Raw genomic sequence first — 20770 nt, forward strand, 5'->3', positions numbered from 1 at the left:
CGAAATCACATCCGCGATACGTGCGATGTTCGCGATGTTTCGCGCACGAAAAAGGCCGCCGATCCTGCGATCGGCGGCCTTCGAAACTTTGCTATTCCAATTACTTGGAGAGCTCGACTTCCTCGAAATCGAGCTCGACCGGGGTCGCGCGGCCGAAGATCGAGACCGAGACCTTCACGCGGCTCTTCTCGAAGTCCAGCTCTTCCACGGTGCCGATGAAGCTGGCGAACGGCCCGCTCATCACCTTGACGCTGTCGCCGATCTCGTAATCCACGCTGACCTTGTGGCGCGGCTGGGCGGCGGCTTCCTCGCGCGAGGAGAAGAAGCGCTGCGCCTCGCTCTCGCTGATCGGCTGGGGCTTGCCCATCGATCCGAGAAAGCCCGTCACCTTCGGCGTGTTCTTGATGAGGTGATAGATGTCGTCGTTCATGCTGAGCTTGGCGAGCACGTAGCCCGGCATGTTCTTGCGCTCGACCTGCACCTTCTTGCCGCGCTTCACTTCGGTCACGGTCTCGGTCGGCACCTCGACCTGCTCGATCAGCTGGGCGAGGCCCATGCGCTCGGCCTCGACCATGATGGAATCGCGGACCTTGTTCTCGAAGCCCGAATAAGCGTGGATGATGTACCAGCGCGCCATTGTGTCTTGTTCCTTGGTTTCGTCAGCCCTGGCCGCCGGTGGCCAGGCCCAGCAGCATCTTCACGACCCAGCCGAAGAAGGTGTCGATGCCGAAGAAGAAGATGCCGAGCGTGCCCGTCAGGAGCACGACCATCAGCGTCGTCATCATCGTCTCGCGCGAGGTGGGCCAGACGATCTTGCCCATCTCGACCCTGACTTGCCGGAAGAATTCAGTGGGGGACGTTCTCGCCACGCTGCTTGCTCTTTCAAAATCAATGTCTCGGAAACACAAGAAAGCGGACCGCACCCGGAGCATTCCCCCGGCCAGTCCGCCGCTTGGTTTCGTCACCGGCCCTGCATCTAGGCGCAGTCGCACCCGTCGGCAAGTGTTGGCAGGGGCGATAGGATTCGAACCTACGACATTCGGTTTTGGAGACCGACGCTCTACCAGCTGAGCTACACCCCTGTGCCGGCGAAGGCGCTGCCCTTAACGCGGGGCGGGGGAGGGCGCAAGCATGAGCTTGGGTCTTTCTGCGTGGCTCATGCTTCCGCGAGCAGGATCCTGGTCGTGCCGGCGAGGTCGTCGTCGAAGACCATATGGCCGGTGGCGAGGTCGTGGACGGTCCAGGCCGGGTCGGCGGCGCAGCGCTCGCGGAACTGGGCGAACGAGCCGACCGGGCTGGCGCTGGCATAGACATAGACGTGCCGCCCGATCGCGCTTTCCTCGCCGCCGAGCTTGACCGGTTCCAGCAGGGTGAGGAGCGGATGGCCCGACACGCGCCCGGCGCGGCCCGGCGGGATCGGGAAGATCGGCTCGATCAGGCCCGGCGTCGCGCGCTGATTCTCGATGTACATGGCCCGCGTGCGGTCATCGACGATGTCCCAGAGCGCCTGCCCGTCCTGCGGCAGGAAGGCATCGAGATAGACGAGGCTGCGGATGCGGCTGCCGCGCAATGCCGAGACGCCGGTGATCACCATCCCGCCATAGCTGTGGCCGACGAGGATGATGTCGTCGAGCCCCTCACAGTCGATCAGGCCGGTGACGTCCGCGACATGGTCGCTGAGCGTGATGCCGCCATGGGCGAGGTGGGCGCGCTCGCCCAGGCCCGTGAGCGAGGGGACATGCACCTCATGCCCCGCCGCGCGCAGCTCCCGCGCCAGCGGCCCGTAGCCCCAGCTGCCACCCCAGGCGCCATGCACCAGAACGAACGTCGCCATGTCTCTCTCCTCCCAAATCTCTCATTTCCGGCGCTAGAGCCATCGTTCCTCTGGAACAAGCGCCTGCCGCTCTGCTATCCTGCCGGCGATGGCCATCGACCTGCCGATCCTGCTGCGCGCCTATGCCGTCGGGCTGTTCCCCATGGCGGACGACCGCAAGGCCGGCTCGGTCTTCTGGGTCGAACCCGAGCGCCGCGCCATCCTGCCGCTCGACGGCTTTCACCTCTCGAAATCGCTGCGCAAGACCGTCCGCTCGGACCGATTCGAGGTCACCGCCGACACCGCCTTCGCGCAGGTCATCGCGCTTTGCGCAGAGAGCGCGCAGGACCGGCCGACGACCTGGATCAATCACGACATCGAGGAGGCGTTCATCCGTCTCCACCAGCGCAAGCTGGCGCACAGCGTCGAGGTCTGGCTGGGCAAGGGCGCGGAGCGGCGCCTGGTCGGCGGTCTCTACGGCCTGGCGCTCGGCGGCGCCTTCTTCGGCGAGAGCATGTTCAGCCGCGAGACGGACGCCTCCAAGGTTGCGATGACCTGGCTCGTCGCGCGGCTCATCGTCGGCGGCTACACCTTGCTGGATTGCCAGTTCATGACCTCGCATCTCGCCTCGCTGGGCGCGATCGAGGTCAGCGCGGAGACCTATTCCTCGCTGCTGGGCGAGGCGCTGGCGGATGGCGCGGGCGAGGCGCTCTCGGGTGAGTTCTCCGCGCTCGATTCGTTGGACGCCGATCCGGCCTTGCGGCTGCCCCTGTCCCCGGCCTTGTCCTCGACGCGCACCGTCTCGGGACCGGTCTCCGGCCAGCTCATCGCGCAACTCGTCACCCACACATCATAGATCGGATGGCTGACGACATTGCGGTCCGGGCGCTCCTTGAAGAGCCAGCCCGAGAAGATGCGGTGCCACTTGTTGTCGCGGGTCTCCTGGACGTCGAGCTGCACGAAGGCGCCCGTCTCGCGGTCCAGCTCCCAAGGTGCCGTGGTCTCGCAGGCCCGCAGCCGCACGATCGCATTGCCGACGCGCAGCGCCTCGCCGGGCTTCAGCGTCAGCGTTCGGGTGATGCCGTTGCGTTTGTTCAGCAGGCCGATCTGCGCCACGCGTTGCGCCATCGGCGTGCCCGGCAAGCCAACATTCACCTGCACCGGTTTCTGGTCCTGTGTGCGCTCTTCGGCGGTATTGCCCGCATTCTGCGCACCTTCGGGCCGACCGCTACAGGCGGCAAGCAAGGCCGTGAGACCGAGCGGGATCAACCACCGGCCCGGCGCGGCGGACCGCGTGAGGCTCACGCGTCGGGCGTCCAGGCTTCATAGTCGCCGGTCGCCATCTGGCGCTTGCCGCCGGCCTCGATGGCGCCGGAGGGGCGATAGGCGTTGGGTGTGCCGGTCTGATTGGGCGTGTAATCCGCTTCCCATATGCGCGGCGGCGGCAAATGGCTCTCGGGCGGACCGTCGATCGTGTGATGCAGCCAGCCATGCCATTCGGCCGGCACGCGGCTCGCATCATTGGCGCCCCTGTAGATGACGAAGCGGCGCGTCAACCCGTTGGGGTCGGTGCCGCCCTCATAATAGACATTGCCCTGATGATCCTCGCCCACCTTGGTGCCGTGGCGCGTGGTGTTGAGCCATGTGCCGAAGGTCGAGCCTTCCCACCAGGTGAAGATGTTTTTGACGATGCCCATGGGCCCTGCGCTTAGCCGCTCTGACCGGCCATTGGCAACCGCCGAAATGGCATCCGCCGCCTCATCGCGACGGCGCCGGGCAGAAACGATCGGCTTCCCAGACGCCCGCCGGCGACGCCGCGCCATTGGCGCAATCGCCCCACTGAACGCGGTCGCCCGGGCCGATGCCGAGCGCCTGCGCGCGGCCCTGGCGAATTTCAAGGACGGCGGACACCGGCTCACCCGCAGTCAGCGGGTGCAGGTCGTTGGGCATGCCGGGCAGGATCGCGGCGATCGTCCCGTCCGGCCGGATGAACAGCAGGTCGAGCGGCAGGGGTGTGTTCTTCATCCAGAAGTTCGCCGTCGCCGGAAAAGCGAAGGGGAAGAGCATGCCGCGATTGTCGGCGAGCGACCTGCGCTCCATCAGGCCGCGCTCCTGCTCCGGCTCGGTGACGGCGAGCTCGACGATGAAGGCGCGCTTCTCGCCCGCGCCATTGGTGATCTGCAGCGCGATCTCGCCCTTGCGCGGCTGGTCCGCCTGGGCCTTCCCGTCACCCGGCGCGCCGCCCCGGCAGGCGGCGACCGACAGAAGCAGGCCAAGGGCAAGCGCTCGACGGGGCAATGGCAGGGGCATCAGTCCTCGCGATCGGGTTCGGGTGGAAGCTCGCCCGGCGCGGCATCGACCCAGGCGCGCGCCAGGTCAAGATCATGCCCCGCGCGGATGAAGGCGGCGAGATGCTTTTCGCGCAGCGCCCGGTCGGGCCTCTCGGTCGCGAAAGGGCCGATGCGCTTGCGCCGGGCGAGGCGATGCGCGGCCTCCCAGCGCTCGGCGGCGCTGGGCGATGCCTGCGCCGAGAGATGCTGCGCGATCCCGTCCTGCCGCAGGGCCTCCGCGATGCGGCGGCCGCCAAGGCCGCGCCGCTGCATCGCGCCGGATTTCATCGTCGCATAGGCCTCGTCGTCGACATACCGCAGCGACACCAACCGCTCGGCGATCATCTCGACCGACGCCGGTTCATCGCCCGTCCATCCGCGTTCGCGCACCTTGCGGCCCAGATAGGCGACGAGCTTGGCGCGGCTCGTGGCAAATCTGCCGACATAGTGCAGCGCGAGCGCTTCCAGCGCTTCAGCGTCGAGCGGGCGCGGAGCCGGTTTTTCCCTTGGGGAACGGGTGCGCCATTTTTGTGCCATAGTGTCTGTCTTTAAGGGACGCTGCCGGGCTGGCGCAAGAAAAGGCCGGGCTCGGCGCGGATGAGACTTCGGCGAGATCAGCGCAAATGCACGCCGAACCAACCGCAGACTTTGGCGTTTCAAACGGACAAGGCGGACAATAAGAAGGGTCATTCGATGCAGCAAACACCGACGGACGATCGGCTTGCGCGACGTTTTGCAGATTTTGGAACACTCGGAGAGGCGCTTGATTATGCGGCCCGGGGTGTGCGGGGGTTCAACTTTCATGACGCGCGCGGAAATCTGGCGCGGCCTTATCCGTTCAGCGAGATGCGCAGCGACGCCATCGCCTGCGCGCAGCGCCTGATCGCGCGCGGCGTCAAGCCTCAGGATCGCATCGCGCTCGTCGCCGAGACCGGCGCCGAGTTCGCGCAGACCTTCTTCGGGATTGTCTATGCCGGTGCCTGGCCGGTGCCGCTGCCGCTGCCGACCAGCTTCGGCGGCAAGGAAAGCTATATCGACCAGCTCGTCGTCCAGCTGTCGAGCTGCGATCCCTCGATGCTGCTCTTCCCGGCGGAACTGAGCGAAATGGCCAGCGAGGCCGCGCGCCGCCAGAATGTCGCGCCGCTCAGCTTCGAGGATTTCCTGGCGACGCCGGCTGCGCGCTGCGCCCTGCCGCAGGCGAGCACCGACGACATTTGCTACCTGCAATATTCGAGCGGCTCGACGCGCTTCCCGCACGGCGTGGCAGTGACGCACAAGGCGCTGCTCGCCAATCTCACGGCTCATAGCCATGGCATGGAGGTGGTCGACGGCGATCGCTGCATCAGCTGGCTGCCCTGGTATCACGACATGGGACTGGTCGGCTGCTTCCTGTCGCCCGTCGCCAATCAGGTCTCGACTGATTATCTGAAGACTGAGGATTTCGCCCGGCGTCCGCTTGCATGGCTCGACATGATCTCGCGCCATGATGGCACCGCGATCAGCTATTCGCCGACCTTCGGTTACGACATCTGCGCGCGCCGCATGTCCAGCCAGACCCGCGCGTCCGAGCGGTTCGATCTCTCGCGCTGGCGGATCGCCGGCAACGGCGCGGACATGATCCGTCCCGATGTCATGCAGCAGTTCGTCGACGCGTTCGCGGAAGCCGGCTTCAGCCCCAAGGCCTTCCTGCCGAGCTATGGCCTCGCGGAGACGACCCTGGCGGTCACCATCATGCCGCCGGGCGAGGGGATCGTCGTCGAGCTGGTCGAAGAGACCGAGCTATCGGGTGGTGCCGCGCCGCGCGACCGTCCGCAGCGGTTCCGCGCGATCGTCAATTGCGGCAAGCCCGTGCTGGGCATGACCGTCGAGATTCGCGACGATTTCGGAGGACTGGTGCCGGACCGCACGATTGGCAAGGTCTGGACGACCGGCAGCAGCCTCATGGTCGGCTATTTCCGTGATCAGGAAGCGACCGACGCCTGCATGGTCGACGGTTGGCTCGACACGGGCGACATGGGCTATCTCTCGGATGGCTATCTCTACATTGTCGGCCGCGCCAAGGACATGATCATCATCAACGGCAAGAATCACTGGCCGCAGGATATCGAATGGGCCGTCGAGCAGCTGCCCGGCTTCAAGCAGGGTGACATCGCGGCCTTCTCGATCACCACGTCTGGTGGCGAGGAAGCGCCGGCCGTGCTGGTCCATTGCCGCGTGTCGGACAATCAGGAGCGCGCCAAGCTGCGGGACGACATCCGCGAGCGCGTCCGTTCGATCACCGGAATGAACTGCGTCGTCGAGCTGGTGCCGCCGCGCTCGCTGCCGCGGACGAGCTCGGGCAAGCTCAGCCGCTCGAAAGCGCGCAAGCTCTATCTCGAGGGCGAAATTGTTCCTTATGATATCGCCGCTTAGCGCGGATTCGCAGGCAGTTTCCCGGCTGCTTACGGCTTGATAACCTCGACTGTCCTATCAGCGATGCGTGATAAACCGTGCATCGCCTCAGACCCAGCGGGCAGAGCCCCTTCCTGAGACGTTGCCGCTCGCCATTTTGACCGGCTTGCGACGCCTCCCGGCGGAGCATGTCGAGTTCGTTCATGGTAGCCAGCTGCGTGCGTCCGATCGCATGCTCGGCCTGTGCGCCGCGTTGGCCGCCATTTCGGCCGTGCTCGTCAATTTCCGGTTCCTGGTTCATGTGCCGGGCTGGATGCTCGCGTCGTGGACTCTTCTCGTGCTGGCCGCCTATCTGCCCGCATTCCAGCTGCGCCGCGCCGCCGCCGCGTCCGATTATGCGACGGCCACACGCTCGGATCTTCTCAAGCACGGTATGCTGGCGTTGCTCCAGGGGGTCGCATGGGTCATGGCGATGGTGCTGCTGACCAGCGCTGCGCGACCATCCGAGATCGTCACCTTATGGACGATTGCCTGCTGTCTGATGGCGGCCGTCGCGATCGCCCATCAGGCGACGCCGCTCTCATCGGCCTCTTTCATCATCACCGTTGGCGCGGGCGCCTTCTGGATGATGCTCAAGCATGCCGATCCGTTGCTCGCGGCGATCGTCACTAGCTATGCCATGCTGTTGCTCGGCGCTAGTCTGCGGCAAGCCCATCTCTTTGGTGTGCAACTCACCACCAACAAGCTGCTTGCGGAGAAGCGTGAGGTCGTCAGCCTCCTGCTCAAGGAGCATGACATCGATGCGGCGGATTCGCTGTGGCAGACCGATATTGCGCGCCGGCTGACCGGCGTGTCACCGTCCTTCGCGCGGATGCTTGGACTGAGCGCGGACGAGCTTGAAGGGCGATCGATCCTCGAAGTGCTGGCGGGGCCGGATTGGGAAGGCGGCCGGTTCGATCCCGCGCTGCACGAGTTGGCCGAGAAGCTGAAGCTGCGCGCGCCGTTCTCGGGCCTCGTGCTGCCGGTCGTGGTCAACGAGCAGCAGCGCTGGTGGGAGATTTCGGCGTCGCCGCGCGTCGACGAAAAGGGCGTTTTCCTGGGCTTCCGGGGCGTCGGCTCGGACATCACCGTGCAGAAGGTCTCGTCGGAGCGCATCGCGCAGATGGCGCGCTATGACATGCTCACCAACCTGCCGAATCGCCTTCATCTCACCGAAGAACTGGCCGTTGCGATCGAACAGGTTTCCCGCTGGCACACACGCTGCGGGTTCCTGATGATCGATCTGGATCGCTTCAAGTCGGTCAATGACACGCTGGGCCATCTCGTCGGCGATCGGCTGCTTGCGCAGGTTGCAGAGCGTATCGGGACGGTCTGCTCGGTGAACGAGATTTGCGGGCGCCTGGGCGGCGACGAGTTCGCTGTGATCATCCGCGACGCGCCTGAGGCGCTCTATATCGATCAGCTCGCGCTGGCGATCATCGAGGCGGTTTCGCGGCCCTATGTCGTCGACAATCATACGTTGTTCATCGGCGCCAGCGTCGGTTCGGCGACCGCGCCGAACGATGGCACCGACGCCGAGACCCTGATCCGCAGCGCCGATCTTGCCATGTATCGCGCGAAGGAAGCGGGGCGGGGTAAGCATCTGCGCTACGCGCCGGCCATGCATGCCGATGCCGAGGAACGGCGCACGCTCGAGATCGCCCTGCGCGAGGCGCTCGGCAAGAACGAGCTGCACCTGCTCTATCAGCCGATCGTCACCGCCGACACGGGCGAGGTTGTGGGCTTCGAGGCGCTCGTGCGCTGGACCCATCCGGAGTTAGGACCGATATCACCGGTGAAGTTCATCCCCCTGGCCGAAGACACCCGCCTCATCGCCTCGATCGGCAATTGGGTGCTGCGAACGGCCTGTCAGGAAGCAGCGCAGTGGCCCGACGACGTCAGGGTCTCGGTCAACGTGTCGGCCGAGCAGCTCTATGAGGCCGAGTTTCTGGAGACGGTGGTATCGGCTCTGGCGCACAGCCGCTTGCCAGCGGAGCGGCTTGAACTGGAAGTGACGGAGGGTGTATTCCTGCGCGAAGGGACAGGTGTCTCGCAGCTTCTCGACAAGCTCATGAAACTCGGCGTCCGTCTGTCCCTCGATGATTTCGGTACCGGCTATTCCTCGCTCGGCTACCTGTCGCGCAGTCGATTCAGCACGATCAAGATCGATCGCAGCTTCGTCAGCGGCGCGGCACGCAACCAGCGCGAAAGCCTGGCGATCATTCATGCGGTGGTCGCCATGGCGCAGAGCCTGGAGATGGAAACGACGGCCGAGGGCGTCGAGACCGAAGCGGAACACGACATCATCCGCGCGCTTGGCTGCACCAAGATCCAGGGCTTTTATTTCGGCCGCCCCATGCCGGCAGCCGATGCGCTCGGCCTCTTCATTGATCCCAACAGCCAGGTCGCCTGAGCGCCAGGTCCCGTGGACAGATTAGAGCGGTGGTTCTTGGCAAGCCATCTTGCCAAGCCGGTCGGTCTGGATTGCCCAAAGGTCACGCCAGGATCACACTATGAGCAACGATGCAGGCCGGACGCCTGCCCGCATGCTGCTGTATTCAGGATAAGAAAGAGCCCGAGGATCGCATGCCCCGAATCGTCATGCTCTAACGCGATCCAATGGGACAGCCCCGATTTCGCGACGGCGTAGGGACAAGCTGCGCTGCCCTCAGACCTGCCTTCATCAAGGCAGACATGGCGCTGACTTGAATGTGTCCACGCCGCCCAGAGCATCAGTCCTTTGCGAGGCGATGCTCGATCGCAGCCCAGATGGCGGCGAATTGCCCGGCGGACGGGCTCTGTGCGGCGAAAGCGCCGAGCGGTTGTCGCCGTACGCCCATCTGCTCGATGACGCTGGCATAAGGCACGGCCGGCCATTCCGGGTACTGGTCCATGGCGGCGGCGTGCAACTTGCGCCGCCGGTCGACCATGGAAAAGACCGGCAGGATGGGCGGATGCTTGCCGCCCCGCCGGACCAGCGTCTCGACCAGATCGTCGAGCGACTTGCGGGCCAGCGGCGAGGGGACGACCGGGACGATCAGCAGATCGGCCGCCTGGAGTACCTGCTCGGCGGTCTCGGTGAGGCCCGGCGGGCAATCGAGCAGCACCCGGTCATAATTCTTCTCGAGACTTTCGAGAAGCTTGGAAAGACGCTTCTTCTTGCCCAACTCGAACAGCAGGCGCTCGAGCCCGTTCAGCGATGTATCTGCGGCAAGCAGCTCAAGATTCGGGACCGTGGTCGGGCGGCACAGGTCCATGGGGTCAACGCTGCGTGAAAAGACGGCGCGGGCGGCGTCACGCGCGTCGGCTTCCGGGGCGAGCAGGAAGGTTGCCGCGGCTTGCGGATCGAGATCCCACAGCAAGGTCCGCCGGGCCGAGCGCGACGCAGATGCCCATGCAAGGTTGACCGCGAAGGTCGATTTCCCGACGCCGCCCTTGAGGCTGTAGATTGCGATCGTCTTCATTTTTTGCTTGCCGGACATCGCCATGTGATGACTCTGCGTCATCTCCGTTACAAGCACTCAATCTCCTTCTCCCGCTAATGGGGTGGAATGGGCCTGCCGCGTCCCGCCATGATCGGGATCTTTCCGGACTTGCAACCATCGCGAAGGCCGCGCAACAAGGGCCTCTCGCGACTTGGGAGGATGATTTCGTGGAATGGCAGCTTCCGGCGCTGATTGCGGCGATCGGCTATCTTCTGGGATCGATCCCCTTCGGCATCGTCTTGACGCGACTTGCCGGAGCGGGCGATTTGCGTGCCATCGGTTCGGGTAGCATCGGCGCGACGAATGTGCTGCGGACCGGCCGCAAGGAACTGGCTGCGGCGACCCTGATGCTCGACGGCGCGAAGGGCGCACTGGCGGTCCTGATCGGTAGCCGGCTTCTGCCGGACAATGGCGGGGCGATCTGCGGCGTTCTGGCTTTCGTCGGCCATTGCTATCCCATCTGGCTGGGTTTCAAGGGCGGTAAGGGCGTGGCGACAATGCTTGGCGTGACCTTGGCGCTGAACTGGATCATCGCCCTGATCTTCGCGGTTGTTTGGCTCGGCGCCTTCGGGCTTAGTCGGATCAGTTCGGTGGGCGGAATGAGCGCTGCGGTCAGCGCGCCGCTAGCGGCGTTGATGCTTGGCGGGCCGGTAGTCGCGACGCCTTTCGCCATCATGGCTCTGATCGTGGTTTGGCGGCACCGCTCGAATATCGCACGGCTGCTGCGCGGCGAAGAGCCACGCGTGGGATCGTCAAAAGAAGCATGAGCGCGCTGACGGCCGGTCGCTTCGACGCGCTGCGGTTGATCCGTACGCGCCATGTGGGACCAGTGGCATTCCGGCAATTGCTGGCGCGTTTTGGCAATGCGAGCGCGGCTCTGGACGCTTTGCCCGATCTTTCCGCGCGTGGAGGGGCGCTGGGATTCCGTGCGGCTGACCGGCGCGCCGTCGAGGCCGAATGCGAGCGTGTCTATCGTCTCGGCGCCCGCTACTGCTTCCTTGGCGAACCCGACTATCCGCCGCTGCTCGCGGAGGCGGACGGTGCACCACCCGCGCTGATCCTGCGTGGCGACATGGCACTGGCGGCCCGGCGATGCGTGGCGATCGTTGGCGCGCGCAATGCCTCTGCGGCCGCCGTCCGGCTCGCACGTGAGTTGGCCCATGGGCTGGCGGCGGTCGACATAGTGGTCGTCTCCGGGCTTGCACGAGGGATCGACACCGCGGCGCATAACGGCGCCGGACCGTTGTCGACGATTGCGGTCATCGGATCGGGCATCGATGTCGTTTTCCCGCCGGAGAATGCCGAACTGCAAGAGCGCATCGCCGTTGAAGGCTTGCTCCTTACCGAACTGCCACCGGGGGCGGAACCGCTGGCCCGGCATTTTCCGGCGCGCAACAGAATTATCGCGTGGATGAGCCTCGGCACGGTGGTGGTCGAGGCGGCGCCACGCTCAGGTTCGCTGCTTACGGCGCGGCTTGCCGGAGAGGAAGGGCGGGACGTGATGGCCGTGCCCGGCTTTCCCGCCGATCCCCGCGCGCAAGGGTGTAACAGTCTGATCCGAGAAGGCGCGACCCTGGTGCAGAGCGCCGCCGACATCATCGAGGCAATCGGTGCGATCGATCAGCGTGCCTTGCGCTCGCCCTGCAGCCCCTATGCCGGGGAGCTGCCTTCCGATTTGGCGGACAGGGAGCGTCGAGCAGTCCGCGCGCTGCTCAGCCTCAGTCCGGTCTCGGTCGATGAACTCATCCGCCAGTCTGGACTTGCGCCGGCACTGGTTCAGACCGCACTGCTGGAGCTGGAAATTGCCGGTCATCTCCGCCGGCATGCCGGCGGGCGTGTCAGCCTATCCTGACCGGACAAATATGCACCGCCGCGATCAGCGTGACGGTTGTGCGCGAATCCGCGGCGATATTCAAGGAGACCGGTCGCCTGATTCTACTCGATCGCCTGACGTTCGCCGCCTTCATTACTCGCTATGTCGTCGCCGTTGCCGTCTGGCATTTGAGTGCGCTGTCCCTTGAGGTGGAGATTTCGGAGGCTTGACGTTCTTCGGTCGACGCTTTCACACTCGCGCGTACACGTGAGGAAGGTTACCGAAAGCCCCATGCAACTCGTCATTGTCGAATCGCCGGCCAAGGCCAAGACCATCGAAAAATATCTGGGAGGGGACTATCGGGTCCTGGCGTCCTACGGCCATGTCCGCGACTTGCCGCCTAAGGATGGTTCGGTCGATCCCGACGACGGCTTCTCGATGGCCTGGGAAAATTATGGCGACAAGGCCAAGCAGCTCAAGGCGATCACCGATCTTGCCAAGGGGGCCGACCGGCTGATCCTTGCCACTGACCCTGATCGCGAGGGCGAGGCGATCTCGTGGCATGTGCAGGAAGTGCTGCGCCAGAAGAAGGCGCTGCCCAAGGACGTCGAGCGCGTCACCTTCAACGCGATTACCAAGGCCACGATTACCGAGGCGATGAAGCATCCGCGCGAGCTGGATACGGATTTGATCGACGCCTATCGCGCCCGTCGCGCGCTGGACTATCTGGTCGGCTTCACGCTGTCGCCCGTGCTCTGGCGCAAGCTGCCCGGCGCCAAATCGGCCGGGCGCGTGCAGTCCGTGGCTTTGCGACTCGTTGTGGAGCGTGAGCGGGAGATCGAGGCGTTCGTGCCGCAGGAATATTGGTCGGTGGCGGCCGATCTTGAGCAGGGCGGACAGGGGTTTGAGGCGCGACTGGTGCGCTGGCGCGGCGAGAAGGTTGATCGTCTCACGATCGGCAAGGAGGGCGATGCGCTCGCCGCGAAGGCCGACGTCGAAGCCGGGCGCTTCACGGTCGCGTCGGTCGAGACCAAGCCCGCGACCCGTAATCCGCCGCCGCCCTTCACCACCTCGACTCTGCAGCAGGAAGCCGCACGCAAGCTCGGCCTCTCCGCCAGCGACACGATGCGCGTTGCCCAGCAGCTCTATGAGGACGGTGCGATCACCTACATGCGCACCGATGGCGTGCAGATGGATTCGAGCGCCATCTCGGCTGCGCGCAAGGCGATCGCGGATCGTTATGACGCTGGTTATCTGCCGGACAAGCCGCGCGTCTATCAGACCAAGGCGAAGAATGCCCAGGAAGCGCATGAAGCGATCCGCCCGACCGAGTTCACCCGGCAGACGGTCGGCTCTGGTGTCCATGCCAAGCTTTACGATCTCATTTTCAAGCGCGCTTTGGCGAGCCAGATGGCGTCCGCGCGAATGGAAAGGACCAGCATTGAGCTGACTGACGGCACGGGCCAGCATGCGTTGCGGGCAACGGGGCAGGTCGTGCTCTTCCCTGGCTTTCTCGCGCTCTATGAGGAAGGGCGTGATGACGCCGAAGATGAGGATGGCAAGCTGCTGCCCTTGCTGAAAGCGGGCGATCAGCCGGCGAAAAAGGCCGTGCGCGCCGAGCAGCATTTTACCCAGCCGCCGCCGCGCTACAGCGAAGCGAGCTTGGTCAAGCGGCTGGAGGAATTGGGCATCGGCCGCCCGTCGACTTATGCTTCGACGCTGCAGACGCTCAAGGACCGCGACTATGTCCGGATCGAGAAGAACCGCTTTTTCGCCGAGGAGAGCGGCAAGCTGGTGACGGCTTTTTTGGAGCGTTTCTTCGAGCGTTATGTCGCTTATGATTTCACGGCCGGTCTGGAAGACGAGCTCGACGAGATTTCCGGCGGCCGGGCGCAATGGCAGCAGGTGCTCGAGGCTTTCTGGCGCGACTTCAAACCCAAGACCGCCGAGATCATGGAGCTCAAGCCCTCGGAAGTCACCGCGCAACTCGACGAGTTCCTGGCGCCAATGCTGTTCCCCGACAAGGGCGATGGCAGCGATCCGCGCCTGTGCCCGCTCTGCAAGGAGGGGCGTCTGTCGCTGCGCGGCGGCCGTTATGGCGCGTTCATCGCCTGCTCCAATTATCCCGAGTGCAAATATACCCGCAAGTTCGGCCAGCCCGGCGGCAGCGATGGCGCGGCGGAATCGAACGGTCCCGAGGAACTTGGCAAGCATCCCGAGACCGGCGAGCCGATCCTGCGCAAGGCCGGGCGCTTCGGCCCCTATATCGAGACGGTCAGCGGCGACGAGACGAAGCGCGCCTCGATCCCCAAGGATCTGCCGGACGGCGAACTGACGCTCGACTGGGCGGCGAAGCTGCTCTCGCTGCCCCGCACGGTCGGCGATCATCCGGACACCGGCAAGCCGATCACGGCGAGCATCGGACGCTATGGCCCCTATCTGGCGCATGACGGCAAATATGCCCGGCTCGCTTCGACCGCCGAGGTGTTCGAGACCGGCATGAATGCCGCCGTCGCCAAGCTCGCCGATGCCGCCAATCGCGGCGGGGCGCGGCGTGGCACGGAGCCACTCAAGGTGCTGGGCGCGCATCCGCGCACCGAGGCGGAGATCAAGCTGATGGCTGGCCGCTTCGGTCCCTATGTAACCGATGGCACGACCAACGCGACCTTGCCCAAGACGATTGCGCCAGAAGAGCTGACGCTCGAGGAAGCGGCGCAGCTCATCGACGCGCGGGCAGCGGCCGCGCCGGCGAAGAAGAGCAAGGGCAAAGCGAAGAAAACGGCGCCGAAGAAAACCGCAGCCAAACCCAAACCCAAGGCCAAGGCGGCGCTAAAGGCGAAGAAGGCGGCAGGATAGAAGTCGTCATCCCTGCTTGCGTCGGGATGACGGTGGTGGTTCGTGGCGCCTTGCGCTCGCGCACGCTTTGTCGCAGCCTGTCCGCCGGCCGAAGGGGATTGTCATGCGACCGATCAGTTTGCTGCCATGCGCCATGTCATTGCTGCTCGCGTCGAGCGTTCTCGCCCAGGTCCCGAAGGATCAACTCGCCCACCCGCCCGCTGACGCCGTCCACTACCTGATCGTCTCGACCGGGGGCCAGCACGGCGAGAGTTGGATTTGGACCGCGCCCGATGGCCGCAAGATGGGCCGCGAGAGCTTGAACCTGCGCGGCCAGATCTGGGAGATCGACAGCGCCGAAACCGACGATCCGGTCAATCCACCCACAGCCATCGCCATCCGGGGAACGACGCCGCAGGGCGACGCGGCCGAGACCTATGCGCTCAAGAATGGCTCTGCGAATTGGACGAGCCCCGTCGACAAGGGGACCACCAAGGTCAGGACGCCGCATTTCTACATGAGCCAGGGCGGTCCGGTGTCACTGCTCGCCTCGTTCGTCCAGCATCTCCTCGCGCAGCCCGACAAGACGCTCGATCTGCTGCCGGGGGGCAAGGCCAAGGCCGAGAAGCTTACCACGATCGAGATCGGCGAGGGCGACAAGAAGAAGACGGTGGTGTGCTGGTCGATCACCGGGCTCTTCAACACGCCGTTCCCGGTCTGGACGGACGCGGACGGGCGTTTCTTCGGCTACAGCAATTTCCTCGCCTGGTTGCCCGCGGGCTATGAGGGCGAGCAGGCAAGGCTCGACGCGGCGCAGACCAGGGCGCTGTCCGCGCAGATGCCGGCCCTCGCAAGGTCGTTGATCACGACGCCGGCCGGCCCGGTCGCCTTCACCCATGTGAAGACCTATGACGCGGACAACATGCTGTTCCTCGCCGACCAGACCGTGCTCGTCTCGGGCAGCAAGATCGTTGCGGCGGGGCCATGGGGCAAGGTCAAGGTCCCGGCCAAGGCGCAGATCATCGACGGCAAGGGCAAGACGCTCGTCCCGGGCCTGTGGGACGCGCATATGCATGTCGGCGGAGACTATACCGGAATTCAGGAGCTCTCGTTGGGCGTCACCTCGGTGCGCGATCCGGGCAATGACGACAAGCTGACCATCGATCGCCGCGAGCGCACCGCGAAGGGCGATCTGCTGATGCCCAATGTCTATCCTTCCTCGCTGATCGACGGGAAAGGGCCGAACACCGCGCAGGTCGCCAACGTCGCGACCAGCGAGGAGGAGGCCATCGCCTGGGTCCGCAAAGCCAAGGAAAACGGATTCACCGGCGTCAAATTCTACGGGACGATGAATCCGGTCTGGATGCCCAATACGATCGCGGAGGCGCATCGGCTGGGGCTGCACGTCCACGGTCATATCCCTCAGGGCATGCGTCCGATGGATGCTATCCGCGACGGCTATGACGAGATCACCCACATCAACTGGGTGATCATGCAGGCGATGCCGGACGACGTGATCGCCTCCGACAATGGCATCGCGCGCTTCGAGGGGCCGGGGCGCTACGCCAAGGATGTCGATCTCAACGGCCCGGTGATGAGCGAGATCATCCACGCCATGGCGGCGAAGAAGATCGCCAACGATCCGACTGCCGTCGCCTTCGAGGGCCTCTACGTGCCGGACAATGGCGAGGTCATCGGCGCCTATACGCCGTTCCTGGGCACGCTGCCGCCAGCGGTGGAGCGCAGTTACAAAACCGGCGGCTTCGCCGTGCCGAAGGACCTGACCCGCGCCGACTATCGCAAGAGCTTCACGATGATGCTGGTGCTGATCAAGAAGCTGTTCGATGCGGGCGTGCCGATCGTTGCCGGCACCGACGGCAGCGGGATCGAGCTGGTCCGCGAGCTGGAGCTTTATGTGGCCGCGGGCATGACCCCGGCCCAGGCCCTGTCGACCGCCACCATCGCGCCGGCGCGCCTGATCGGCGTGGACAAGACGACGGGATCGATCGTGCCAGGCAAGACCGCCGATCTCGTGCTGGTCGAGGGCGATCCTTCCCAGTCGGTCAGCGCGCTGCGCCAGACGCGGGTCGTGATGATGGGCGGCAGGATGATGGATGCCGATGCGTTGCGCGCCGCGGCGGGCTTTTCCGGCCGTCCACACTGATCAAGCCACGGCGGAGGAAAGACAAAGTGTCGCGCATCGTAGCAAAAGCTTGCTGCGTGTGACATTGGGCTGAGCTAGCAGCGCCCCTACATGATGGCGGCGCCATGCGCGCCCACCACGCTATTCAGGACGCCGAATGACCCGTACGCTGACCCATCTCGAACGCCTGGAAGCGGAGAGCATCCACATCATGCGGGAGGTCGTGGCGGAAGCGGAAAAGCCGGTGATGCTCTATTCGGTGGGCAAGGATTCGGCGGTGATGCTGCATCTCGCGCGCAAGGCTTTCTATCCCTCGCCGCCGCCATTTCCGCTGCTCCATGTCGACACGACCTGGAAGTTCAAGGCGATGTACGAGCTGAGGGACCGGATGGCTAAGGAGAGCGGCATGGAGCTGCTCGTCTACCAGAACCCGGAAGCGAAGGAGCGGGGGATCAATCCGTTCGATCATGGCCCGCTGCACACCGACATGTGGAAGACGGAAGGGCTCAAGCAGGCACTGAACCTGTACGGCTTCGACGTCGCCTTCGGCGGCGCGCGGCGCGACGAGGAGAAGAGCCGCGCCAAGGAGCGCATCTTCTCGTTTCGCACGGCTAGCCACGGCTGGGACCCCAAGAATCAGCGCCCGGAGCTGTGGAACCTCTACAATGCCCGCAAGAACCGGGGCGAGAGCATCCGCGTCTTCCCGATCAGCAACTGGACCGAGCTGGACATCTGGCAATATATCCAGCTCAACGACGTGCCCATCGTGCCGCTCTATTTCTCCGCCCCGCGCCCCACGGTGGAGCGGGACGGGCTGTTGCTGATGGTCGATGACGAGCGCTTCCCGCTTCTGCCCGGCGAGACGCCGCAGATGCGCTCGATCCGCTTCCGCACCTTGGGCTGCTATCCGCTGACAGGCGCCGTCGAGAGCGAGGCGGCGACCTTGCCCGATGTCATCCAGGAAATGCTGCTGACCACTACCAGCGAGCGCCAGGGCCGCGCGATCGACAAGGATGCCGGCGGCGCGGGCATGGAGAAGAAGAAGCAGGAGGGCTATTTTTGACGCGCCACGGAATGCGAAGCGTTCCGAAGCGTCAACCCCGGACTTGATCCGGGGCCTAGTGCGGTCTGGTCCAACATCGATGGAGATCCCAGCTTTCGCTGGGATGACGAGATTGAAATGAGCGAAGTGCAGGTACCTATCTACCAGACCGAAGCCCTCATTGCGGAGGATATCGACGCCTATCTGGAGCAGCATCAGCACAAGTCGATGCTGCGCTTCATCACCTGCGGATCGGTGGACGACGGCAAGTCCACGTTGATCGGCCGCCTGCTCTACGACAGCAAGATGATCTTCGAGGATCAGCTGGCGGCGCTGGAGGCGGACAGCAAGCGCGTCGGCACGCAGGGGCAGGAGATCGATTTCGCGCTGCTGGTCGATGGCCTCGCCGCCGAGCGCGAGCAGGGCATTACCATCGACGTCGCCTACCGCTTCTTCTCGACCGAGAAGCGCAAGTTCATCGTCGCCGATACGCCCGGCCACGAGCAATATACCCGCAACATGGTGACCGGCGCCTCGACCGCCGATCTTGCCGTTATCTTGATCGATGCGCGCAAGGGCGTGCTGACCCAGACACGCCGCCATTCCTATCTCGCCCAACTCGTCGGCATCCGCCACATCGTGCTGGCGGTGAACAAGATGGACCTGGTCGACTATGACCAGGTGCTGTTCGATGCGATCGTCAAGGATTATGCAGACTTCGCGCGTGACATTGGCATCAAGAGCTTCGTGCCCATGCCGATCTCCGGTTTCAAGGGCGACAATATCATCACGCTCTCGCCCAACACGCCCTGGTACACCGGGCCGACGCTGATCGATCATCTCGAGACAGTCGAGGTCGACAACAGCGCCGATCAGACGAAGCCATTCCGGTTGCCGGTGCAGTGGGTCAATCGCCCCAATCTCGATTTCCGCGGCTTTGCCGGCCTGATCGCCAGCGGCTCGGTCAAGCCGGGCGACGCGATCCGCGTGCTGCCCTCGGGCAAGACCAGCACGGTGAGCCGGATCGTGACGCTCGATGGCGATCTCGACGAGGCGGTTGCCGGCCAGTCGGTCACGCTAACATTCGCTGACGAGATCGACTGTTCGCGCGGAGACGTCATCGCGAATGCCGGCAGTCCGCCCCAGGTTGCCGATCAGTTCGAAGCGACCGTCGTCTGGATGGCGGACGAGGCGATGAAGCCCGGGCGCGCCTATTGGCTCAAGATCGGCACGCAGATGGTCTCGGCGACCGTGCAGGCGCCGAAATATGAGATCAACGTCAACACGTTGGAGCATCTTGCTGCCAAGACGCTAGAGCTGAACTCCATCGGCGTCGCCGAGGTGGCGACCGACAAGCCGGTCGTGTTCGAGCCTTATGCCGATAATCGTACCCTTGGCGGTTTCATCCTTATCGACAAGATCAGCAACGCCACCGTTGCCGCTGGAATGCTGCACTTTTCTCTGCGCCGCGCGCAGAATGTGCATTGGCAGGCGGTCGACATTGGCCGTGACGCCCATGCCGCGCAAAAGGGGCAGACGCCGGCTGTGCTCTGGTTCACTGGCCTCTCCGGCTCGGGCAAATCGACCATCGCTAACATCGTCGAGAAGAAGCTCTACGCGCTCGGCCGCCACAGCTTCCTGCTCGATGGCGACAATGTGCGGCATGGCCTCAACAAGGATCTCGGCTTCACCGAGACGGACCGGATCGAGAATATCCGCCGCGTCGGCGAGGTTACCAAGCTGATGGCCGATGCCGGGTTGATCGTGATCACCGCCTTCATCTCGCCGTTCCGCGCCGAGCGCGACATGGTGCGGGCGATGCTGCCGGCGGGCGAGTTCATCGAGATCTTCATCGATACGCCGCTCGCCGAGGCCGAGAGCCGTGACGTGAAGGGCCTCTACAAGAAGGCGCGGGCCGGGGAGCTCAAGAACTTCACTGGCATCGACAGCCCCTATGAGGTACCGGCGCGGCCGGAGATCCGCATCGACACCACCAAGGTCACGCCGGAAGAGGCAGCCGACCGTATTGTCGAGCGGATAGTGGGCGTGTGGAGTCCGGACCTGTGAACGACGCCGAACTTGCCGCTCAACTCGCCGAGGCAGCGGGCAAGCTCCTGCTGGAGGTGCGGGCCTCGGGCGTGTTCGAGGGGAAGGCGCTCGGCAAGGCCGGCGACGAGACGTCCAACCAGTTCCTGGTAACGGCGCTGCGCGAGCAACGTCCCGAGGACGGTCTGCTGTCGGAAGAGAGCCAGTGTGATGGCACGCGCCTCACCAAATCGCGCGTGTGGATCGTCGATCCGGTCGATGGCACGCGCGAATATGGCGAGGAGGGGCGCACTGACTGGGCCGTGCATGTCGCGCTCGCAATCGATGGCATCGCGACGGTTGGCGCCGTGGCGCTTCCGGGCCTCGATACGGTGCTGCGCTCGGACCAGCCCTTCATCGTGCCGCCTGCCCCCGAACTGTTGCGCATGGTCGTGAGCCGGACCCGCCCCGCTGCGGAAGCGATCATGGTGGCAGACAAGCTGGGCGCCGAGCTGATCCCGATGGGATCGGCGGGGGCTAAGGCCATGGCGGTCATTCGGGGCGAGGCCGACATCTATCTGCATTCGGGCGGCCAATATGAATGGGACAGTTGCGCGCCGGTTGCCGTCGCGCTTGCGCACGGCTTGCATTGCTCGCGGATCGACGGCTCACCGCTCATTTACAATCAGGAAGACGTCTATCTGCCCGATCTCCTGATCTGCCGGCCAGAGCATGTCGGGCGCGTGCTGACGCTGGTGCGCGAGGCCGCCGGCTGATGGAATGGATTTGCCCACTGCCCTGCCAATGCGATAGGTTCCATTGCAGGGACGCCCCAGAAGACCATAGTCAGGGGG

18 protein-coding genes, 1 tRNA gene and 1 pseudogene are annotated in these 20770 nt (G+C 64.7%); 11 read left to right on the top strand and 9 right to left on the bottom strand.

Annotated features, from left to right (window positions below; translation table 11 throughout):
* Nucleotides 1-100: 100 nt before the first annotated feature.
* From nusG to KK488_RS00245, 4 genes are all read right to left on the bottom strand, one after another.
* Nucleotides 101-637, bottom strand: a complete 537-nt coding sequence (gene nusG, locus KK488_RS00230) for a transcription termination/antitermination protein NusG (RefSeq protein WP_214621137.1) — start codon at nt 635-637, stop codon at nt 101-103.
* Between the two features lie 22 nt (nt 638-659).
* On the bottom strand, nt 660-869 hold the full coding sequence (secE, locus tag KK488_RS21545) for a preprotein translocase subunit SecE (RefSeq protein ID WP_214621138.1): 210 nt from the start codon (nt 867-869) through the stop codon (nt 660-662).
* A 137-nt stretch (nt 870-1006) separates the two neighbouring features.
* Nucleotides 1007-1082 (bottom strand) — tRNA-Trp (locus KK488_RS00240).
* Between the two features lie 74 nt (nt 1083-1156).
* On the bottom strand, nt 1157-1834 hold the full coding sequence (locus KK488_RS00245) for an alpha/beta fold hydrolase (RefSeq protein ID WP_214621139.1): 678 nt from the start codon (nt 1832-1834) through the stop codon (nt 1157-1159).
* 88 nt (nt 1835-1922) lie between these two features.
* Here KK488_RS00245 and aat point away from each other — a divergent pair, with 88 nt between their 5' ends.
* Complete coding sequence (aat, locus tag KK488_RS00250; protein WP_214621140.1) at nt 1923-2669, top strand: leucyl/phenylalanyl-tRNA--protein transferase; 747 nt, start codon at nt 1923-1925, stop codon at nt 2667-2669.
* 35 nt (nt 2670-2704) lie between these two features.
* On the opposite strand, the pseudogene KK488_RS00255 reads toward aat, so the two are convergent.
* From KK488_RS00255 to KK488_RS00270, 4 genes and pseudogenes are all read right to left on the bottom strand, one after another.
* A pseudogene (locus tag KK488_RS00255) lies at nt 2705-2941 on the bottom strand (DUF2155 domain-containing protein); the annotation flags it as partial.
* A 173-nt stretch (nt 2942-3114) separates the two neighbouring features.
* Nucleotides 3115-3510: an NADH:ubiquinone oxidoreductase subunit NDUFA12 gene (locus KK488_RS00260; protein WP_214621141.1), complete on the bottom strand. Its 396-nt coding sequence runs from the start codon at nt 3508-3510 to the stop codon at nt 3115-3117.
* A gap of 61 nt (nt 3511-3571) precedes the next feature.
* Nucleotides 3572-4123: a DUF192 domain-containing protein gene (locus KK488_RS00265; protein ID WP_214621142.1), complete on the bottom strand. Its 552-nt coding sequence runs from the start codon at nt 4121-4123 to the stop codon at nt 3572-3574.
* The gene (locus tag KK488_RS00270) at nt 4123-4680 is read right to left on the bottom strand and encodes a regulatory protein RecX (RefSeq protein ID WP_214621143.1); all 558 of its coding nucleotides are present in this window, start codon (nt 4678-4680) and stop codon (nt 4123-4125) included. Before KK488_RS00270 ends, KK488_RS00265 begins: the two co-directional genes overlap by 1 nt.
* A 156-nt stretch (nt 4681-4836) precedes the next feature.
* Here KK488_RS00270 and KK488_RS00275 point away from each other — a divergent pair, with 156 nt between their 5' ends.
* Both KK488_RS00275 and KK488_RS00280 read left to right on the top strand, forming a co-directional pair.
* The gene (locus KK488_RS00275; protein ID WP_214621144.1) at nt 4837-6555 is read left to right on the top strand and encodes a fatty acyl-AMP ligase; all 1719 of its coding nucleotides are present in this window, start codon (nt 4837-4839) and stop codon (nt 6553-6555) included.
* 136 nt (nt 6556-6691) lie between these two features.
* Nucleotides 6692-8986 (top strand): putative bifunctional diguanylate cyclase/phosphodiesterase, encoded by a 2295-nt coding sequence (locus KK488_RS00280; protein WP_432653829.1) that lies wholly within the window; start codon nt 6692-6694, stop codon nt 8984-8986.
* A 319-nt stretch (nt 8987-9305) separates the two neighbouring features.
* Here the strand turns inward: KK488_RS00280 and KK488_RS00285 are convergent, their stop codons facing one another.
* Complete coding sequence (locus KK488_RS00285; protein WP_250889952.1) at nt 9306-10037, bottom strand: ParA family protein; 732 nt, start codon at nt 10035-10037, stop codon at nt 9306-9308.
* A gap of 188 nt (nt 10038-10225) precedes the next feature.
* On the opposite strand from KK488_RS00285, the gene plsY reads away from it, so the two are divergent.
* The 8 genes from plsY (at nt 10226) to KK488_RS00325 (ending at nt 20692) form a co-directional block, all read left to right on the top strand.
* Nucleotides 10226-10825: a glycerol-3-phosphate 1-O-acyltransferase PlsY gene (plsY, locus tag KK488_RS00290; protein ID WP_349356830.1), complete on the top strand. Its 600-nt coding sequence runs from the start codon at nt 10226-10228 to the stop codon at nt 10823-10825.
* A complete protein-coding gene (dprA, locus tag KK488_RS00295; protein WP_214621147.1) occupies nt 10822-11910 on the top strand; it encodes a DNA-processing protein DprA in 1089 nt (362 codons plus the stop codon). The genes plsY and dprA overlap by 4 nt, the downstream gene beginning before the upstream one ends.
* 29 nt (nt 11911-11939) lie before the next feature.
* Entirely contained in the window at nt 11940-12101 is a 162-nt protein-coding gene (locus KK488_RS00300; RefSeq protein ID WP_214621148.1) for a hypothetical protein, read from the top strand.
* Nucleotides 12102-12162: 61 nt separating this feature from the next.
* Nucleotides 12163-14727, top strand: coding sequence for a type I DNA topoisomerase (topA, locus tag KK488_RS00305; RefSeq protein ID WP_214621149.1), 2565 nt, complete (start codon nt 12163-12165; stop codon nt 14725-14727).
* Between the two features lie 133 nt (nt 14728-14860).
* On the top strand, nt 14861-16870 hold the full coding sequence (locus tag KK488_RS00310) for an amidohydrolase family protein (RefSeq protein ID WP_214621150.1): 2010 nt from the start codon (nt 14861-14863) through the stop codon (nt 16868-16870).
* Nucleotides 16871-17006: 136 nt separating this feature from the next.
* Entirely contained in the window at nt 17007-17912 is a 906-nt protein-coding gene (gene cysD, locus KK488_RS00315; protein ID WP_214621151.1) for a sulfate adenylyltransferase subunit CysD, read from the top strand.
* Nucleotides 17913-18029: 117 nt separating this feature from the next.
* On the top strand, nt 18030-19958 hold the full coding sequence (gene cysN / locus KK488_RS00320) for a sulfate adenylyltransferase subunit CysN (RefSeq protein ID WP_214621152.1): 1929 nt from the start codon (nt 18030-18032) through the stop codon (nt 19956-19958).
* Complete coding sequence (locus KK488_RS00325; RefSeq protein ID WP_214621153.1) at nt 19955-20692, top strand: 3'(2'),5'-bisphosphate nucleotidase CysQ; 738 nt, start codon at nt 19955-19957, stop codon at nt 20690-20692. Before cysN ends, KK488_RS00325 begins: the two co-directional genes overlap by 4 nt.
* Nucleotides 20693-20770: the final 78 nt, after the last annotated feature.

Origin of the sequence: Sphingobium nicotianae, assembly GCF_018603885.1 — a bacterium.
Taxonomy (GTDB): Bacteria; Pseudomonadota; Alphaproteobacteria; order Sphingomonadales; family Sphingomonadaceae; genus Sphingobium; species Sphingobium nicotianae.

What these genes read in the sequence shown, in the direction of transcription:
- nusG (WP_214621137.1), bottom strand. Translation starts at nt 637, where the DNA reads ATGGCGCGCTGGTACATCATCCACGCTTATTCGGGCTTCGAGAACAAG.
- KK488_RS00245 (WP_214621139.1), bottom strand. Translation starts at nt 1,834, where the DNA reads ATGGCGACGTTCGTTCTGGTGCATGGCGCCTGGGGTGGCAGCTGGGGC.
- aat (WP_214621140.1), top strand. Translation starts at nt 1,923, where the DNA reads ATGGCCATCGACCTGCCGATCCTGCTGCGCGCCTATGCCGTCGGGCTG.
- KK488_RS00260 (WP_214621141.1), bottom strand. Translation starts at nt 3,510, where the DNA reads ATGGGCATCGTCAAAAACATCTTCACCTGGTGGGAAGGCTCGACCTTC.
- KK488_RS00265 (WP_214621142.1), bottom strand. Translation starts at nt 4,123, where the DNA reads ATGCCCCTGCCATTGCCCCGTCGAGCGCTTGCCCTTGGCCTGCTTCTG.
- KK488_RS00270 (WP_214621143.1), bottom strand. Translation starts at nt 4,680, where the DNA reads ATGGCACAAAAATGGCGCACCCGTTCCCCAAGGGAAAAACCGGCTCCG.
- KK488_RS00275 (WP_214621144.1), top strand. Translation starts at nt 4,837, where the DNA reads ATGCAGCAAACACCGACGGACGATCGGCTTGCGCGACGTTTTGCAGAT.
- KK488_RS00285 (WP_250889952.1), bottom strand. Translation starts at nt 10,037, where the DNA reads ATGAAGACGATCGCAATCTACAGCCTCAAGGGCGGCGTCGGGAAATCG.
- dprA (WP_214621147.1), top strand. Translation starts at nt 10,822, where the DNA reads ATGAGCGCGCTGACGGCCGGTCGCTTCGACGCGCTGCGGTTGATCCGT.
- topA (WP_214621149.1), top strand. Translation starts at nt 12,163, where the DNA reads ATGCAACTCGTCATTGTCGAATCGCCGGCCAAGGCCAAGACCATCGAA.
- KK488_RS00310 (WP_214621150.1), top strand. Translation starts at nt 14,861, where the DNA reads ATGTCATTGCTGCTCGCGTCGAGCGTTCTCGCCCAGGTCCCGAAGGAT.
- cysD (WP_214621151.1), top strand. Translation starts at nt 17,007, where the DNA reads ATGACCCGTACGCTGACCCATCTCGAACGCCTGGAAGCGGAGAGCATC.
- cysN (WP_214621152.1), top strand. Translation starts at nt 18,030, where the DNA reads ATGAGCGAAGTGCAGGTACCTATCTACCAGACCGAAGCCCTCATTGCG.